The 17,515-nt window shown below is 70.8% G+C and carries 16 protein-coding genes; 12 read left to right on the plus strand and 4 right to left on the minus strand.

Translation table 11 applies throughout. The features are described 5' to 3' along the window. Positions 1-74 precede the first annotated feature (74 nt). Both AB0I73_RS00130 and AB0I73_RS00135 read left to right on the plus strand, forming a co-directional pair. Entirely contained in the window at positions 75-323 is a 249-nt protein-coding gene (locus AB0I73_RS00130) for an acyl carrier protein (protein WP_004988657.1), read from the plus strand. A 113-nt stretch (positions 324-436) separates the two neighbouring features. Then, positions 437-1,708 (plus strand): beta-ketoacyl-[acyl-carrier-protein] synthase family protein, encoded by a 1,272-nt coding sequence (locus AB0I73_RS00135; RefSeq protein ID WP_363032155.1) that lies wholly within the window; start codon positions 437-439, stop codon positions 1,706-1,708. A 93-nt stretch (positions 1,709-1,801) separates the two neighbouring features. On the opposite strand, the gene AB0I73_RS00140 is transcribed toward AB0I73_RS00135, so the two are convergent. Then, entirely contained in the window at positions 1,802-2,296 is a 495-nt protein-coding gene (locus tag AB0I73_RS00140) for a DUF3145 domain-containing protein (RefSeq protein ID WP_363032157.1), read from the minus strand. A gap of 292 nt (positions 2,297-2,588) precedes the next feature. On the opposite strand from AB0I73_RS00140, the gene AB0I73_RS00145 reads away from it, so the two are divergent. Together AB0I73_RS00145 and AB0I73_RS00150 are read left to right on the plus strand one after the other, a co-directional pair. Next, entirely contained in the window at positions 2,589-3,521 is a 933-nt protein-coding gene (locus tag AB0I73_RS00145; protein ID WP_363032159.1) for an SGNH/GDSL hydrolase family protein, read from the plus strand. Between the two features lie 14 nt (positions 3,522-3,535). Next, positions 3,536-4,519: an aldose epimerase family protein gene (locus AB0I73_RS00150; protein WP_363032161.1), complete on the plus strand. Its 984-nt coding sequence runs from the start codon at positions 3,536-3,538 to the stop codon at positions 4,517-4,519. 262 nt (positions 4,520-4,781) lie between these two features. On the opposite strand, the gene AB0I73_RS00155 is transcribed toward AB0I73_RS00150, so the two are convergent. After that, positions 4,782-5,570, minus strand: coding sequence for an EI24 domain-containing protein (locus tag AB0I73_RS00155; RefSeq protein WP_363032163.1), 789 nt, complete (start codon positions 5,568-5,570; stop codon positions 4,782-4,784). A gap of 48 nt (positions 5,571-5,618) precedes the next feature. Then, positions 5,619-6,641, minus strand: coding sequence for an NADP-dependent oxidoreductase (locus AB0I73_RS00160; RefSeq protein ID WP_363032165.1), 1,023 nt, complete (start codon positions 6,639-6,641; stop codon positions 5,619-5,621). A 90-nt stretch (positions 6,642-6,731) separates the two neighbouring features. Between AB0I73_RS00160 and AB0I73_RS00165 the strand changes: the two genes are divergently transcribed. Continuing rightward, positions 6,732-7,199: a MarR family transcriptional regulator gene (locus AB0I73_RS00165; protein WP_363032167.1), complete on the plus strand. Its 468-nt coding sequence runs from the start codon at positions 6,732-6,734 to the stop codon at positions 7,197-7,199. A 384-nt stretch (positions 7,200-7,583) separates the two neighbouring features. Here the strand turns inward: AB0I73_RS00165 and AB0I73_RS00170 are convergent, their stop codons facing one another. Next, a complete protein-coding gene (locus tag AB0I73_RS00170) occupies positions 7,584-8,390 on the minus strand; it encodes a hypothetical protein (protein ID WP_363032169.1) in 807 nt (268 codons plus the stop codon). 248 nt (positions 8,391-8,638) lie between these two features. Here AB0I73_RS00170 and AB0I73_RS00175 point away from each other — a divergent pair, with 248 nt between their 5' ends. From AB0I73_RS00175 to AB0I73_RS00205, 7 genes are all read left to right on the plus strand, one after another. Next, a complete protein-coding gene (locus AB0I73_RS00175; protein ID WP_363032171.1) occupies positions 8,639-9,802 on the plus strand; it encodes a mandelate racemase/muconate lactonizing enzyme family protein in 1,164 nt (387 codons plus the stop codon). 8 nt (positions 9,803-9,810) lie between these two features. Continuing rightward, positions 9,811-10,839, plus strand: a complete 1,029-nt coding sequence (locus AB0I73_RS00180) for an alcohol dehydrogenase catalytic domain-containing protein (RefSeq protein ID WP_363032569.1) — start codon at positions 9,811-9,813, stop codon at positions 10,837-10,839. 198 nt (positions 10,840-11,037) lie between these two features. After that, entirely contained in the window at positions 11,038-12,006 is a 969-nt protein-coding gene (locus AB0I73_RS00185) for a hypothetical protein (RefSeq protein ID WP_363032173.1), read from the plus strand. Between the two features lie 159 nt (positions 12,007-12,165). Continuing rightward, complete coding sequence (gene chvE, locus AB0I73_RS00190) at positions 12,166-13,278, plus strand: multiple monosaccharide ABC transporter substrate-binding protein (protein ID WP_363032175.1); 1,113 nt, start codon at positions 12,166-12,168, stop codon at positions 13,276-13,278. Positions 13,279-13,321: 43 nt separating this feature from the next. Then, entirely contained in the window at positions 13,322-14,890 is a 1,569-nt protein-coding gene (gene mmsA, locus AB0I73_RS00195; protein WP_363032177.1) for a multiple monosaccharide ABC transporter ATP-binding protein, read from the plus strand. Continuing rightward, on the plus strand, positions 14,887-16,131 hold the full coding sequence (gene mmsB / locus AB0I73_RS00200) for a multiple monosaccharide ABC transporter permease (RefSeq protein WP_363032179.1): 1,245 nt from the start codon (positions 14,887-14,889) through the stop codon (positions 16,129-16,131). Before mmsA ends, mmsB begins: the two co-directional genes overlap by 4 nt. Before the next feature lie 53 nt (positions 16,132-16,184). Further along, a complete protein-coding gene (locus tag AB0I73_RS00205) occupies positions 16,185-17,348 on the plus strand; it encodes an aldose epimerase family protein (protein WP_363032181.1) in 1,164 nt (387 codons plus the stop codon). The last annotated feature ends 167 nt before the right edge of the window (positions 17,349-17,515 follow it).

Here is a 17,515-nt window from a genome sequence, read left to right on the forward strand (position 1 = left end):
CACGGGAACCGCAGTACCCGCCGTTGACGCGGCGGGCGCCACACCCTCTGGAATCACAGCGAAGGAGCGCCATCATGGCCGCCACTCAGGAAGAGATCGTCGCCGGTCTTGCGGAGATCGTGAACGAGATCGCCGGCATCCCGGTTGAGGACGTCCAGCTGGACAAGTCCTTCACCGACGACCTGGACGTCGACTCGCTGTCCATGGTCGAGGTCGTCGTCGCCGCCGAAGAGCGCTTCGACGTCAAGATCCCGGACGACGACGTCAAGAACCTCAAGACCGTCGGCGACGCGACCGAGTACATCCTCAAGCACCAGGCCTGAGCACTGCCGGGCCTTCCTGATCCCGAGGGGAGGCCCGGGGGCCGGGGGCACCGGCCCCGCCACCCGGCGGTGGCGCCGTACGAATCCTCGTATCCGTTGGAGAAAGAATTCCGATGAGCTCGACCAATCGCACCGTGGTCGTCACCGGTATCGGCGCAACCACACCGCTGGGTGGCGACGCGGCCTCTACCTGGGAGGGCCTGATCGCCGGCCGTTCCGGGGTCGAGGCCCTGGACCAGGACTGGGCCGCCGACCAGGCGGTCCGCATCGCGGCCCCCGTGGCCGTGGAACCCACCGAGACCATTCCCCGTCCGCAGGCCCGCCGTCTGGACCGCTCGGCGCAGTTCGCGCTGGTGGCGGCCAAGGAGGCGTGGGCCGACGCCGGTTTCGAAGGCAAGGCGGGTGAGGACCCGAACGTCGCCCCGGAGCGGCTCGGCACGGTCATCGCCTCCGGCATCGGCGGCGTGACGACCCTGCTGGACCAGTACGACGTGCTGAAGGAGAAGGGCGTCCGCCGCGTCTCCCCGCACACCGTCCCCATGCTGATGCCGAACGGCCCGTCGGCCAACGTGGGCCTGCTCGTGGGCGCCCAGGCGGGCGTGCACACCCCCGTCTCGGCGTGCGCCTCGGGCGCGGAGGCCATCGGCTACGCCATCGAGATGATCCGCTCCGGCCGCGCCGACGTCGTCGTCGCGGGGGGCACCGAGGCGGCGATCCACCCGCTGCCCATCGCCGCGTTCGGCAACATGATGGCGATGTCCAAGAACAACGACGACCCCGAGGGCGCCTCGCGTCCCTACGACGTCGCCCGGGACGGTTTCGTCCTCGGCGAGGGCGCGGGCGTCGTCGTCCTGGAGTCCGCCGAGCACGCCGCCGCGCGCGGCGCCCGCGTCTACGCGGAGGCGGTCGGCCAGGGCATCTCGGCCGACGGCCACGACATCGTGCAGCCGGAGCCGGAGGGCCGCGGCATCTCGCACGCCCTGCAGAACCTGCTGGACAACACCGACCTGGACCCGGCCGAGATCGTGCACGTCAACGCGCACGCCACCTCGACCCCGGCCGGTGACGTCGCCGAGCTGAAGGCGCTGCGCAAGGTCTTCGGCGACGACGTCGACCACATGGCGGTCTCCGCGACCAAGTCGATGACCGGGCACCTGCTCGGTGGCGCCGGCGGCGTGGAGTCGGTGGCGGCGGTGCTCGCGCTGTACCACCGGGTGGCTCCGCCGACCATCAACGTCGACACCATCGACCCGGAGGCCGAGGCGGCCGCGGACATCGTCCGGGGCGAGGCGCGCAAGCTGCCCGCCGAGGGTCGTATCGCCGCGCTGAACGATTCGTTCGGGTTCGGCGGGCACAACGTGGTGCTGGCGTTCCGGTCGGTCTGACCGGCGCCGGTACGCCGAGGCGTACGCCGAAGGGCCCCACCTTTCGAGGTGGGGCCCTTCGGCGTGTGTGAGGGGGCCGGTCTCGGCGAGCGGTCAGACCACCTGGTGAAGCCAGCGGACCGGGGCGCCCTCGCCCGCGTAGCGGAAGGGTTCCAGTTCGTCGTCCCAGGGCTTGCCGAGGAGCTTGGCGATCTCCGCCTCCAGGTCGGTCTCGCCCTGCCGGCAGCGGACCAGGGCGGCGCGCAGCCGGTCCTCGGGGATCATGATGTCGCCGTGCATCCCGGTGACGGCGTGGAAGATGCCGAGGTCGGGGGTGCAGCTGTAGCGCTCGCCCTCGGCGGTGGGGCAGGGCTCCGAGGTGACCTCGAAGCGCAGCAGCTGCCAGCCGCGCAGCGCGGAGGCGAGTTTGGAGGCGGTGCCGGCCTGGCCCTTCCAGGAGAACTCCGAGCGCCAGGTGCCCGGCGCGGCGGGCTGGCGGGTCCAGTCCAGGCTGACGCGCACGCCGAGCACCCCCGCGACGGCCCACTCGACGTGTGGGCACAGCGCACGCGGCGCGGAGTGCACGTACAGGACTCCACGTGTCGTCACCGGAACCTCCGGACAGAGCGGGACAGGACGGAACGGGCCGATCAGCGGGTGGCCGGGCGAGCCACGTTGATGGCGAGGCTACCGTGTGGCGGGGGAAGGAGTGTGACGTACCGTCCGTCCTGGTACCCGGAAACTTCCGTCATTCACCCGGCAGGACGACAGTTTCCCGGGTGCTCTGCCCCGGATGGCCGTAGGCCCCGGGTGGTGCGGCCGGTCCGTCCGAGCGGGCGGGAACTCCCGTGCGTTGTTATGCATGGGGGACGGTGACCAGGATGCGCGGGGAGGCGGCGGGATGGAGCAGGGGACACGGCGGGCACGGCGCAGGCGGGGCGGCCGCTCACGGGCCGTGCTCGCCGTGGCGGCCGCCGCGTTGGGGGGCGTGCTGGGTGTCGCCGGCTGCGACGCCGTCGGCGGTGACGCCTCCGCTCCGTCCGCCGGCCCGGCGGAGAAGGCGGCGCCGCCCCCGTCGCCGGCACCCCTGTGGGACACCAGCCCCACCTCCGTGGCCGCCGTGGGCGATTCCATCACCCGCGGCTTCGACGCGTGCGCGGTGCTGACGGACTGTCCCGAAGTGTCGTGGGCCACGGGCAGCAGTGAGCAGGTCGACAGTCTCGCGGTGCGGCTGCTGGGGCCGGCCGGGGCGGCCGAGCGGAGCTGGAACTACGCGGTCACCGGGGCGCGGATGGCGGATCTGCCCGGTCAGATGGCCCGGGCGGTGCGGCGCGAGCCGCAGCTGGTGGCGGTGATGGCCGGGGCCAACGACGCCTGCCGGGCCACGACGTCGGCGATGACGCCGGTGGCCGACTTCCGCGCGGACTTCGAGGACGCGATGCACACCCTGCGCAAGGCGCTGCCCAAGGCCCAGGTGTATGTGGCGAGTGTGCCGGACCTCAAGCGGCTGTGGTCGCAGGGCCGGACCGACGAGCTGGGCAAGCAGGTGTGGAAGCTCGGCATCTGCCCGTCGATGCTGGCCGACCCGGATGCGCTGGACGCGGCGGCGACGGAGCGGCGCGAGACGGTGCGGAGCCGGGTGGAGGACTACAACAAGGTGCTGGAGGAGGTCTGCGCCGAGGACCTCCGGTGCCGCTTCGACGGCGGCGCGGTGTACGAGTACGAGTTCGGCACCGCGCAGTTGAGCCGCTGGGACTGGTTCCACCCGAGCATCGACGGTCAGGCCAGACTGGCGGAGATCGCCTACCGCACGGTCACGGCGAAGCAGCCGTGACCTATCGTTCGCACATGAGCGCACTCTTCGGCACACTTTCCGACGGCACCCCGGTGCACCGCTGGACCCTGGAACGGGCCGGCACGCGGGTGCGGATGCTGTCGTACGGCGGGATCGTGCAGGCCGTGGAGGTACCGGACCGGGAGGGGCGGCCCGGGAACGTGGTGCTGGGCTTCTCCGACCTGGACGGCTATGTCGCCCGTCCGGAGCCCTACCTGGGCGCCCTGATCGGGCGCTACGCCAACCGGATCGCGGGTGCCCGCTTCCCGCTGGACGGGCGCGTCCACACGCTCGCCCGGAACAACGGGCCGAACTCGCTGCACGGCGGTGAGCGGGGCTTCGACAAGCGGGTGTGGGACGTGACGCCCGTACCGCACGGACTGCGCCTCAGCCGGGTCTCCCCGGACGGCGAGGAGGGCTTCCCGGGCCGCCTGGAGATGTCGGTGACGTACGCGCTGGACGAGCGGGGCGCGCTGGGGATCGTGTACGAGGCGGTGACGGACGCGCCGACGGTCCTCAACCCGACGAACCACTCGTACTGGAACCTGACCGGTGCCGGCGCCGGTGCCGGCAGCGCGGCCGGACACGAACTGCGGTGCGCCGCCTCCCGGTTCACCCCGGTCGACGCGGACCTGATCCCGACCGGCGGCCTCCGGGACGTCACCGGCACCCGCTTCGACTTCCGCGGGGGGCGCAGGACGGGCACCGGGTACGACCACAACCTCGTGCTCGACAAGGGGGCGACGCCGACGCCGGTGGAGGTCGCCGAGCTGTACGCCCCGGCGTCCGGGCGGGTACTGACGGTGGCGACCACCGAGCCCGGGATGCAGCTCTACACCGCCGACCTCATCGGGGAGCCCTTCGCCCCCGGGGCCGGCGTCGCACTGGAGACCCAGCACTTCCCCGACTCCCCGAACCGGCCCGACTTCCCGAGCACGGTCCTGCGGCCGGGCGAGGTGTTCCGCTCGGAGACGGTGTACGGCTTCTCCGTGCGGTAGGTCCGGATCCGGGGCGGCGTGCGTGAGCCCCGGTCCGGGGTCAGGGTCCCGGACCGGGGCTGCTCGTACGAGGACTACCCCCGGCCGACGGGTGATACCCCGCATCAGACGTTAATCGCCGCGATGACCCCGCGGTCCGTGATCGAGCACTCGGTCTGGAATTCGTACGAGCCCTTCACAAAGGGACACCATGTGGCCACTTCGCGCCGGATCCTGACAGCACACCGGTGCGGTTCGTCGACGGCCTCGGTGGGCGTCGGTCTCAGTGCGTCGGCGCCACGGGCTCGTCGGCGCCGTCCTCGGCGGTCTCCTCGCCGAGCAGGTCCCGTGCCATGAGGGTGGCGCCGGCGACCGCACCCGGCATCAGGAACACCGCGACGAACGGGACGAGGAAGGCCAGCCCGAGCGGCGTTCCGAAGCCCCAGACCAGGGTCTTGCGGGCCCTCAGCAGGGCGAGCCGCTCCCGCAGTTCGACCTCGCGTCGCTGGAGGGCCACCGCGGTCAGCTCCTCGGTGAGGAAGAACCCGGTGACCATGAAGCCGATCACCGGTACGACGGTCTGCCCGAGGAAGGGGATGAACCCGAGGGCGAAGAGCAGCACCGCCCAGACAAGGGCGCGTACGACGATACGGAGGCTGTCCCGGCCGGATATCCACAGCTCCCGCCCCAGCGTCAGCCCGGACTCGGGGGCGGTGCCGTCGGGCGAGACGTCCCGGTCGACCTTCTCGGAGAGGCTCTCGTAGAAGGGCTGGCCGATGAGCAGCGTCACCGCGGTGAAGGTGATGACGGACAGCAGCAGTCCGAGCGCGAACAGGACGGCGGTGAGGAACCCGCGGAACAGGCCGAGCCAGGGGCTGGACCAGTCGTCGGCGAACGGTGTCGCCCAGCCGACGGCATCGGCTCCCCACAGGGCCAGCGCGACCAGCGCCGCCGCGTACAGCACCAGTGTGATCAGTCCCGGCACCAGGCCGAAGCCGTACTGCTTGCCGTGCCGGGCCACCCAGCGCTGGCCCTTCAGGAGATATCGGAATCCCGCCCCAAGATCACGCATGAGGGCACTATAGGGGCCCCGCGGCGGCGCGTCGTGGGCCGGTCGCCGTCAGAGCTTGACGATCATCTTCCCGGTGTTGTCGCCGCGCAGCACCCCGAGGAACGCCTCGAGGTTGTTCTCGATGCCCTCGACGACGGTCTCCCGGTACTTGAGCTCGCCGGAGCGCACCCAGGCCCCGACCTCCTGGACGAACTGCGGCTGGAGGTCGTGGTGGTCGTTGACCAGGAAGCCCTCGATGCGGCCGCGGGTCTGGATGAGGCGGGCGAGGTTCCTCGGGCCGGGCGCGGGCTCGGTGTTGTTGTAGACGGAGATCGCTCCGCAGATCGCGATCCGGCCGCCCCGGTTGAGCGACCCGATCGCCGCCTCCAGGTGGTCGCCGCCCACGTTGTCGAAGTAGACGTCGATCCCGTCCGGGGCGGCGGCGCACAGCTGCTCGCTCACGGGGCCGTTCTTGTAGTTGAAGGCGGCGTCGAAGCCGTACTCCTCGACGAGGAGCTTGACCTTCTCGTCGGATCCGGCGGAGCCGACGACCCGGGAGGCGCCCTTGAGCTTCGCGATCTGCCCGACCTGGCTGCCGACGGCGCCCGCGGCTCCGGACACGAAGACGCAGTCGCCCTCCTTGAAGGCCGCGGTGCGCAGCAGGCCCGCGTAGGCGGTGAGCCCGGTCATCCCCAGCACGCCCAGGTACGCCGACAGCGGCGCGGCGTCGGGGTCCACCTTGACGGCGTTCTCCGCGGCCACGACGGCGTACTCGCGCCAGCCGAAGAAGTGCAGGACGTGGTCGCCGACGGCGATCCCCTCGGCCTCCGAGGCGACGACCTCGCCGACGGCACCGCCCTGCATGACCTTGCCCAGCTCGTACGGCGCCACATAGGACTTGGCGGCCGACATCCTTCCCCTCATGTACGGGTCGACGGAGAGGTACTTGTTCCGCACCAGCACCCGGCCCGCACCGGGTGCCGGGACCTCGGCCTCGACCAGGGCGAAGTCCTCGGGCTTCGGCCATCCGACGGGCCGACTGAGCAGCTGCCACTCGCGGCCGGTTGCGGGGAGTGCGGGGGTGTCGGACATGGGGTGGGCCTTCCTCGAGGTATTTCAGGACCTGAAACAACCATGCCGTTGAATATTTCAGGCTGTCAAGCATATGAGTACCCTGGTGGCATGGCCACCGCATCCAGTTCCCCCAGCCGCCCCGACGCCCTGACCCTGGAGGTCGTCGAACTCATCGGCTCGATCGTGGCCCGCTACCACGAGGAGTACGAGGAGGCGGCGGCCGGCCACGCGCTCACCGGCGCGCAGGCCCGGTTGCTGAGCCTGCTCTCCCTGGAGCCCCTGCCGATGCGGAAGCTCGCCCACCGCCTGAAGTGCGAGCCGTCGAACGTCACCGGCATCGTCGACCGTCTGGAGTCGCGCGGACTGGCGGAGCGCCGCCCGGACCCGGCCGACCGCCGTGTGAAGCTGGCGGCGGCGACGGCGGAGGGGCGCAGGGTGGCCCGCAGCATGCGGGAGTCACTGCGCTTCGCCCGCGAGCCCCTGGCCGCCCTCACGGAACAGGAACGCCTGGCCCTGCGGGACACGCTGCGGACGATGCTCGAAGCCGACCGGGACACCGGCACACACGAGGCGTAGGGCCTGTCCGGTGGATCAGAAAGCGACGGCGCCTCATCGGCGCGGGTGAGCGGGGGCGATAGGGCCCCTGCCGTTCATGGGGCCCCTGCCGCACATGGGGCCCCTCCCGCTCGTGGGGGTCCCTCCTTCTCAGGCGAAGTCGAGGGTGGGGGGGCGTGCAGCCGCACGGCAGAGGAGGGCGGCGACGCGATGGGGGCCTCCCCTGCTCGAGCTCGTCGAGAGCTCGGGAAGTCGGCGAGTGACGACAACGCCGCTGGGGCCCCTGCTCGAAGAGCTTGGGGGAGGGCGTGTCGGCCCGCGCGCCTGCGGCACGGTCCGCCGACCAGGCCCCGGGGCCTGGTCGACGGCTCCCCCGGCCCCCGGTCCGGGTCCGGGCCGGGGCCGTCAGGTGCACCACCACAGGAAGCGGTCGCACGTCTTCGAGGGTTCGGGCTCCGGTTCCGGTTCGGGCTCCGTGGTGGTCGGGGCTGGCTCCGGGACGTCCGGCTGCGGCGGGGACTGCTGCGGCGGCGCCGTGGTCGGGTCGGCCGGTGACGTGCCCTCGGGCGCCGGCGGCCGGGCGGCCTCCTCGGGTTCCTCCTCCCCCTCTGCCCCCGCCTCCGTCTCCTCTTCTTCCTCCGCCTCCGCCGACTCCCCGTCCGTCGGCGACTCCGACGCCGCCGGTGAGCCGGAGGCGCTGGGGGACGGGGAGTTCACGGACGCGCCCGCGCCCGGGGCGCCGCTGGGCGGTGGCGCCGACTCGGCCTCCGCCGATCCGCCGGCCGGCGTCTCGTCCCCGGCCGCCGCCGGCTCGGGCTTCGCTCCCGGTGCGTCCATCCCCAGCTCCGCGAGGCTCAACGCGCCCGCGGCCAGGAGGAATCCCACCGCGATCAGCAGCGACCTGCGCCGTCGCCTGCGGTGTGCCGCGGCCTTGCGGTCCCGGCGACTCGCCCCTGCCACGGGCCCTTCGTCGTCCGCTTCCGGACTCGCGGGGTCGTCGGCGTCGGCGGCCGACCGCCGCGCGCCTTCGGCGGGTTCCGGCTCCGCGTGCGACGCCGGTTCCGGTTCCGGCTCCGGTACGTCCTCCTCGTGCGCCGCCTGCGGGGTGACGGAGGCCTCCGGGCGGGCACGGAGGGTCTCGACAGGGGTGCCGCACCCCGGGCAGGCGAGGGCGCCGTTGAGGTGCCGTCGGCACGGGTGGCAATAGTCCATGACGCGGGAAGACTAGGTTCCGCTCGCGTCCGGTCGATAGAGCAGGGTGTGAAGGTTTGGTAGGGACTCCCGCCCAATGGTTTCGAAACTGCCGAAACCGTTGTGCGCGCGACCCATTGACACCCCCGCCGCCCCGTCCTTACTGTCACGCCAGCATTTCGAACGGGTGCCGAAATATCGAACAACCACTGACGATACTGACGACACTGGCGAGAACAGGGTCCACAACGCAGCGAGGGGCAACCACCGTGCGTATCACCGGAATCAGCACACACGTGGTCGGGACGCCGTGGCGCAACCTGACGTACGTCCAGGTGCACACCGACGAGGGGCTCACGGGGGTCGGCGAGACCCGGATGCTGGGGCACACCGACGCCCTGCTGGGCTACTTGAAGGAGGCGGAGGCCAACCACGTCCTCGGCAGCGACCCCTTCGCCGTGGAGGACCTGGTCCGCCGCATGAAGTACGGCGACTTCGGCCGCGCCGGCGAGATCGTGATGTCCGGCATCGCCGTCGTCGAGATGGCCTGCTGGGACATCAAGGGCAAGGCCCTCGGCGTGCCCGTGTGGCAGCTGCTCGGCGGGAAGGTGACCGACAGGGTCAAGGCGTACGCCAACGGGTGGTACACCACCGAGCGCACCCCGGAGGCCTACCACAAGGCCGCGCAGTCGGTGGTGGAGCGCGGCTACCGAGCCCTGAAGATCGACCCGTTCGGCACCGGTCACTTCGAACTCGACCACCGGCAGAGCCTGTACGCGGTCTCCCTCATCGAGGCGGTCCGCGACGCCATCGGCCCCGAGACCGAGCTGATGCTGGAGATGCACGGCCGCTTCTCCCCCGCCACCACCGTCCGCCTGGCCAGGGAACTCGCACCGTTCGACCCGGCCTGGCTGGAGGAGCCGGTCCCGCCGGAGAACCTCAAGGCGCTGGAGAAGGTCGCCGCCAAGGTCGACATCCCGCTCGCCACGGGTGAACGCATCCACGACCGCATCGAGTTCCGCGAGCTGTTCGAGAGCCAAGCCGTCGACATCCTGCAGCCGGACGTCGGCCACATCGGCGGCATCTGGGAGACGCGCAAGCTCGCGGCGACCGCCGAGACGCACTACATGCTGGTCGCGCCGCACAACGTCGGCGGTCCCGTCCTGACCGCCGCGTCCCTCCAGGTCGGTTTCACCTCACCGAACTTCAAGATCCTGGAACACTTCAACGACTTCGCGGACGCGGAGATCAAGAAGGTCGTCAAGGGCGCCCCGCAGGTGGACCCGGAGGACGGCTGCTTCCACCTCTCCGACGCCCCCGGGCTCGGTGTGGAGCTGGACGTCGACGCGGCGGCCGAATTCCCGCAGCAGCAGGCTCGGTTCGACCTGTGGGCCGAGGGCTGGGAGCAGCGCAGGCCCAAGGGCACGAAGTGACCGCGCGCATGGGTGGGCCCGCCACGGCCGCCGGCTCGCTCGCCGTCGTCGTCGAAGGTCCCGGCGCGCACCGTCTCGTCGCGCACGAGCCGCGCGACCCCGGCCCCGGCGAGGCGCTGGTCGGCGTGCACGCGACCGGCATCTGCGGCAGTGACCGCGAGGTGTACCAGGGCAACCGGCCCGAAGGGTACGTGCGTTACCCGCTCACCCCGGGCCACGAGTGGTCCGGGACCGTGCTGAGGGTGGGCGCGGGAGTGCCGGTCTCGCTCACCGGTCGCAAGGTCGTCGGTGAGGGCTTCCGCAACTGCCAGGTGTGCGACCGCTGTCACGCCGGTGAGACGACGCTGTGCTCGGCGGGGTACGAGGAGACCGGGTTCACCCGGCCGGGGGCGATGGCCGCCACGCTGACCCTCCCGGCCCGCCTGCTGCACGTCCTGCCGGACGACGCCGACCTCACCGCGGCGGCACTGCTGGAGCCGGCGGCCTGTATCGCCGCCGCCGCGCTCAAGGCGAACGCCGTGCCCGGTGAGCGGGTCGCCGTGGTCGGTACGGGCACCCTCGGCATGTTCGCGGTGCAGTTCCTGCGCGCGAACTCCCCGGCCGAACTGCTCGTCGTCGGCAGCCGGGGCGACCGCGAGGCGCTGTCCCGGCGGTACGGCGCCACCGACTTCCGTACGAAGGACCGGGAACTCCCGGACGACTTCGACGTCGTGATCGAGACCGCCGGGTCCGCCGACGCGGCCCGCACGGCGGCCGCGCTGCTCCGGCGCGGCGGCCGGCTCGTCCTGACGGGCATCCCGGCACCGGGTGCGGACGGTCTGGACCCGACGGATCTGGTGGTACGGCAGTTGGAGGTGCACACCGTCTTCGGGGCGGCGCCGGACGCCTGGGCGCACACGGTGCGGGTGTTCGCCGCCGGGCTGCTCGATCCGCTGCCGCTGGTCACGCACGAACTGCCGCTGGCCGACTTCTCCCGGGCCATCGAGCTGGTGGGGTCGGGCGATCCCCGGGTGGGCAAGGTCCTGCTGCGTCCGTAGGTCCGACCGCCCCCGGGGATGGGCCGGGCGAGGGGTGCTCCGAGGGCCGCGCACCCGGCCTGCCCCTCCGCTCCTCCCCCCCTCCTTCACTCCTCCGCCTCTCTCCCCTCCTCATCCACCCCTCCCTCGTAGCCGCGGACGCCCGCCCCCGCCCCGGGCCGCGAACCTCGTCCGACCCACCGAACCAAAGGACACCCTGTGACCGACGCTTCCGCCAAGGCGCCCCGCAGGCCCGGTGAGCAGGCGCTCGCCGCGCTCGGCCTCGGCGCTCCCGCCCCCGACCCCGCCGACGCCTCGCCGCACTCCTTCCCCGGCGGGGGCCGCTGGCGCACCGAGGTCCCCTCCTGCGAGGGGCCCGAGGCACTGGCGGTGGTCCTGAAGGAGGCCTCCCGGCTGGACGTGCCGATCCACCGGATCAGCCAGGGCAGCGGCGTGTGGATGCTGACCGACGCCGAACTCACCGAGATGGTCGACGCCACGGCCGAACGGGACATCGAGCTCTGCCTGTTCACCGGCCCGCGCGGCACCTGGGACATCGGCGGCTCCACCCGTACCGACTCGCACGGCGCCGGACTGCGCGCCCGGGGCCACGACGCGCTCGCCGGGTGCGTCGAGGACGCCGTGCGGGCGACGGAGTCGGGCGTGAAGTGCCTGCTCGTCGCCGACGAGGGCGTGCTGTGGACGCTGCACCGGGCGCGGACGGCCGGCCTCATCCCGGCCGACACCACACTGAAGGTCTCGGCACTCGTCGGACCGGTGAACCCGGCCTCGTACGCGGTGTACGAGCGGCTCGGCGCCGACTCGATCAACGTGCCGAGCGACCTGACGCTCGATCACCTCACCGAGATACGACGGGTTTCGGCCACTCCGATGGACATGTACATCGAGGCCCCCGACGACCTCGGCGGCTACGTGCGGATGTACGAGGTCGCGGAGCTGATCCGGCGCGGCGCGCCGCTGTACCTGAAGTTCGGCCTGGCCAGGGCGCCCGGGATCTATCCGTACGGGCACCACATGCGGGAACTCACCCTGGCCACCGCGAAGGAGCGGGTGCGACGCGGCCGGCTCGCCCTGGATCTGCTCGCCCGCCACGGTGCGGACGGCGCCATGGCACCCCTCGGTTCGCGGCTTCCGGGCGATCTGCACCGGTTCGACGCCTCGTCATAACGTTCCGGAAACTCGACTTCACAGAAGTGGACACAGTCGCGCACAATCCCACACACCTCTTTCTCGGTTCTCGTCAGACACCCCGCCCCGGAAGCGACGTCGCACCTCTGTACCGGCCCGCACGTCACCGCCCCGGCACACACCTCAAGGATGATGATCATGCGTAACCGCAGAGCCGCCCTCGCCGCCGTGGCCACCGCCGCCTCGCTCGCCCTCACCCTGTCCGCCTGCGGCCGGAACAGCGAGGGCGGCAGCGACGAGGACAAGGGAGGTTCCGAGGGGGCGACCATCGGCATCGCGATGCCGACCAAGTCCTCCGAGCGCTGGATCGCCGACGGGAACAACGTCGAGAAGGACCTGAAGTCCAAGGGCTACAAGACCAAGCTGGTCTACGGCGAGGACGACCCGGACCAGCAGGTCGCGCAGATCGAGAACCTGATCACGCAGGGCGTGCAGGCGCTGATCGTCGCGGCCATCGACAACAAGTCGATGAACAACGTGCTGCAGCAGGCCAAGGACGCCGACATCCCGGTGATCTCCTACGACCGCCTGATCCTCGGCACCGAGAACGTCGACTACTACGCCTCGTTCGACAACGAGAAGGTGGGCGAACTCCAGGGCAGCTACATCCTGGACAAGCTCGGCCTGAAGGACGGCAGCGAGAAGGGGCCGTTCAACATCGAGCTGTTCGCCGGATCCAACGACGACAACAACACCCGCTACTTCTTCCAGGGCGCGATGAACGTCCTGAAGCCGTACATCGACAAGAAGCAGCTCGTCGTCCGGTCCGGCCAGACCGAACTCAACCAGGTCACCACCCTGCGCTGGGACGGCGGCACCGCCCAGAAGCGCATGGACGACATCCTCACCTCGTCCTACAAGAGCGGGCGGGTCGACGCGGTCCTCTCCCCGTACGACGGCATCTCCATCGGCATCCTGTCCGCCCTGAAGTCGGACGACTACGGCTCCAAGAGCAAGCCGCTGCCGATCGTCACCGGCCAGGACGCCGAGGTCGCCTCGGTGAAGTCGATCATCGCCGACCAGCAGGCGATGACCGTCTACAAGGACACCCGTGAGCTGGCCAAGGTCGCCACGAACATGGTCGACGCGCTGCTCGACGACAAGGAGCCCGAGGTCAACGACACCAAGACCTACGACAACGGGGCGAAGGTCGTGCCGGCCTACCTGCTGGAGCCGGTCGCCGTGGACAAGGAGAACTACCGGGAGGTCGTCGTCGACTCCGGATACATCAAGGAGAGCGACCTCAAGTAACCGCCGCCACCGACCGATCCACCACTGACTGGAAGGCACGACCATGGCGGGACCCGTCCTGGAAATGCGCTCGATCGTCAAGACCTTTCCCGGCGTCAAGGCGCTGTCGGACGTCACCCTGACCGTCCGGCGGGGCGAGGTCCACGCCATCTGCGGCGAGAACGGCGCCGGCAAGTCGACCCTGATGAAGGTCCTCTCCGGCGTCCACCCGCACGGCAGCTACGAAGGGGAGATCCTCTTCGAGGAGGGGGTCTGCCGGTTCAAGGACATCAGGGCCAGCGAGCAGCACGGCATCGTCATCATCCACCAGGAACTGGCCCTGGTGCCGTACCTCTCCCTCGCGGAGAACATCTTCCTCGGCAACGAGCACGCCAGGCGCGGCCGCATCGACTGGCACGAGACGCTGCGGCACGCCGCCGAACTGCTGCGCCGGGTCGGGCTCGACGACCACCCCGAGACCCGGGTCGCCGACATCGGGGTGGGCAAGCAGCAGTTGGTAGAGATCGCCAAGGCGCTGTCGAAGAAGGTGAAGCTGCTCATCCTCGACGAGCCGACCGCGGCGCTCAACGACGAGGACAGCGGCAAACTGCTCGACCTGATCCTCCAGTTGAAGGAACAGGGCGTCACCTCGATCATCATCTCCCACAAGCTGAACGAGATCCGCCGGGTCGCCGACTCGGTGACGATCCTGCGGGACGGGCGGACCATCGAGACGCTCGACGTGAAGGCGGCGGGGACCACCGAGGACCGGATCATCAGCGGCATGGTCGGCCGCGACCTGGAGCACCGCTTCCCCGAGCGGACCCCGCACCACCCGGAGGAGGGCACGGCCCCGGCGCTCGAGATCCGCAACTGGACCGTGCACCACCCCATCGACCAGCAGCGCAAGGTCGTCGACGACGTGTCCCTGGAGGTCCGGCGCGGCGAGATCGTCGGCATCGCCGGTCTGATGGGCGCCGGCCGCACCGAGCTGGCGATGAGCGTCTTCGGCCGCACCTACGGCCGGCACGCGACCGGCACGGTCCTCCGGGACGGCCGGGAGGTCCGTACGAAGACCGTCCCCGAGGCGGTACGGCACGGCATCGCGTACGTCACCGAGGACCGCAAGCACTACGGCCTGAACCTCATCGACACCGTCAACCGCAACATCTCGCTCAGCGCCCTCGGCAAGGTCGCCAGGCGGGGCGTCGTGGACGAGCACGAGGAACGCCGGGTCGCCGAGGGTTTCCGCACGTCCATGAGCATCAAGACGCCGACCGTCTTCGAGCCGGTGGGCAAGCTGTCCGGCGGCAACCAGCAGAAGGTCGTCCTCAGCAAATGGATCTTCGCGGGTCCCGAGGTGCTGATCCTGGACGAGCCGACCCGCGGCATCGACGTCGGCGCCAAGTACGAGATCTACAAGGTCATCGACCAACTGGCCGCACAGGGCAAGGCGGTCGTCTTCATCTCCTCCGAACTGCCCGAACTGCTCGGCATGTGCGACCGCATCTACACGATGGCCGCGGGGCGGCTGACCGGGGAGTTCTCGCGGGCCGAGGCCTCCCAGGAATCGCTGATGCGTCGCATGACGAAGGACAGGCAGAACAAGAAGGACAAAGAGGTAACCCGATGAGCACGGATGTCACCGACAAGACCCCGGCCGCCGCGCCGCCGGGCAGGAACGGGGCGGGCACCGGTGACGGCCTGCTCCGGATGGTGCTGGACGGCATGCGCCGCAACATGCGCCAGTACGGCATGCTGTTCGCCCTGGGCCTGATCGTGGCGCTGTTCGCGGTGTGGACCGACGGCGACCTGATCCTGCCGCGCAACGTGTCCAACCTGGTGGTGCAGAACAGCTACATCCTGATCCTCGCGATCGGCATGATGCTGGTCATCATCGCGGGCCACATCGACCTGTCGGTCGGCTCGTTGACGGCGTTCATCGGGTCGATGGCCGCGGTGTTCATGGTGCGCAACGACATACCCTGGCCGATGGCGGTGGTGCTGTGCCTGGCCGTGGGCGCCGTCGCGGGCGCCGTGCAGGGGTGGTTCATCGCGTACGGCGGCATACCGTCGTTCATCGTGACCCTGGCGGGCATGCTCACCTTCCGCGGCCTGACCGAGATCTTCCTGGAGGGCCAGACCCTGGGCCCGTTCCCGCGCGGGCTGCAGAAGGTCGCCAACGGCTTCCTGCCCGAGGTCGGTCCGGAGACGAACTACCACAACCTCACCCTGTTGCTCGGCCTCGGACTGATCGCGCTCGTGGTGCTCCAGGAGGTCCGTGACCGGCGTCGCCAGCAGGAGTTCGCCCTCGACGTCCTGCCCGCCAAGCTGTTCCTGCTGAAGCTGGTGGCGCTCACCGCCGCCATCCTCACCCTCACGCTGCTGCTCGCCAGCTACAAGGGCGCCCCGATCGTGCTGCTGATCCTCGGCGCACTCCTCGTCGGTTTCGGCTATGTGATGCGCAACGCCGTCATCGGCCGCCACATCTACGCCATCGGCGGCAACCTGCCGGCGGCCAAGCTGTCCGGCGTGCGGGACAAGAGGGTCACGTTCCTGGTCTTCCTGAACATGGGCATGCTCGCGGCCCTGGCGGGTCTGGTCTTCGCCGCCCGCTTCAGCGTGGCCTCTCCCAAGGCCGGCCTCAACTTCGAACTCGAGGCGATCGCGGCCGCGTTCATCGGCGGCGCGTCGATGAGCGGCGGTGTCGGCACCGTGCTCGGCGCGGTCATCGGCGGTCTGGTCCTGGGCGTGCTGAACAACGGTATGAACCTCGTCGGCATCGGCACCGACTGGCAGCAGGTCATCAAGGGCCTGGTGCTCCTGGCGGCGGTCGGCTTCGACGTGTGGAACAAGCGCAAGGTCGGTTCGTAGGTCGGCTCGGGCCCCGTCGGAGGGCGGGGCCCTCTCCACGAGGGAGCTGCACGATGGAACTGAACAGACGCACGGTCATGGCGGGTGCCGCGGTCGCGGCCGCCGCCACCGCGGTCGGTGGCGGCACGGCGCACGCCTCGGGGGGCAGGGGCGGTGGCCGGGGAAAGCCGGTGCGGGCGCTCTTCGGCACCCTCGCGGACGGCAGCAAGGTCCACAGCTGGTCGCTGGAGAACGGCGGGACCCGGATGACGGTCCTGTCCTACGGCGGCATCGTCCGGTCGTTGGAGATCCCCGACCGCCGGGGCCGCCGCGCGAACGTCTCCCTCGGCTTCCGCACCCTTGAGGAGTACGTCGCCTCCAGCCCGTACTTCGGCGCCCTGATCGGCCGCTACGGCAACCGGATCGGCAAGGGCCGCTTCACCCTCGACGGCAAGGAGCACCAGCTCTCCGTCAACGACGGCGTCAACAGCCTGCACGGCGGCGCGCAGGGCTTCGACAAGCGGGTCTGGGACGTCGAGCCGTTCGCCGAGGGGTCCGACGTCGGGCTGCGCCTGTACTACGTCGCCGTCGACGGCGAGATGGGGTACCCGGGCACGCTGCGGGTGAAGGTGACGTACACCCTCACCCGGCACGGCGACTGGCGCGTCGACTACGCGGCCACCACCGACAGGGCCACCGTCGTCAACCTCACCAGCCACGTCTACTGGAACCTCGCCGGCGAGGGCAGCGGCTCGATCCAGGACCACGAACTGTCCATCGCCGCCACCCGTTACACACCGGTCGACGCGGGGCTGATCCCCACGGGCGAACTGGCCCGGGTCGGCGGCACCCCGTTCGACTTCCGCCGCACCAAGGCGGTCGGCCAAGACCTCCGCGTCGCCCACCGGCAGATGCTGTACGGGCAGGGTTTCGACCACAACTGGGTGCTCGACAAGGGCGTCACCGTCCGCCCCGGGCACGCCGCCACGCTCCGCGACCCGTCGTCCGGCCGCACCCTGCGGATCACCACCACCGAGCCGGGGCTGCAGTTCTACTCCGGCAACTTCCTCGACGGCACCCTCGTCGGCACCGGCGGGCGGGTGTACCGGCAGGGGGACGGACTGTGCCTGGAGACCCAGCACTTCCCCGACTCGCCGAACCGGCCGTCGTTCCCGTCGACCGTCCTGCGGCCGGGCGAGACGTACCGGACGACGACGATCCACTCGTTCGGCGCCTGAACGCACGACGTAACGCACTTCACGCGCCCCGGGTTCATTCCGTCACAGTTTTTTCACACCGGTTGAACAGCGCCGCACCTCCTTCCGTATGTACCGGTGGCCCGTGCTCCCCCGCGCGGGCCACCCACGCATGACGGGCCCACAACGTCCCCGGCGGGCCCGCCGTC

The sequence above is a fragment of the Streptomyces sp. NPDC050388 genome, assembly GCF_040655635.1.
Classification (GTDB): Bacteria; Actinomycetota; Actinomycetes; order Streptomycetales; family Streptomycetaceae; genus Streptomyces.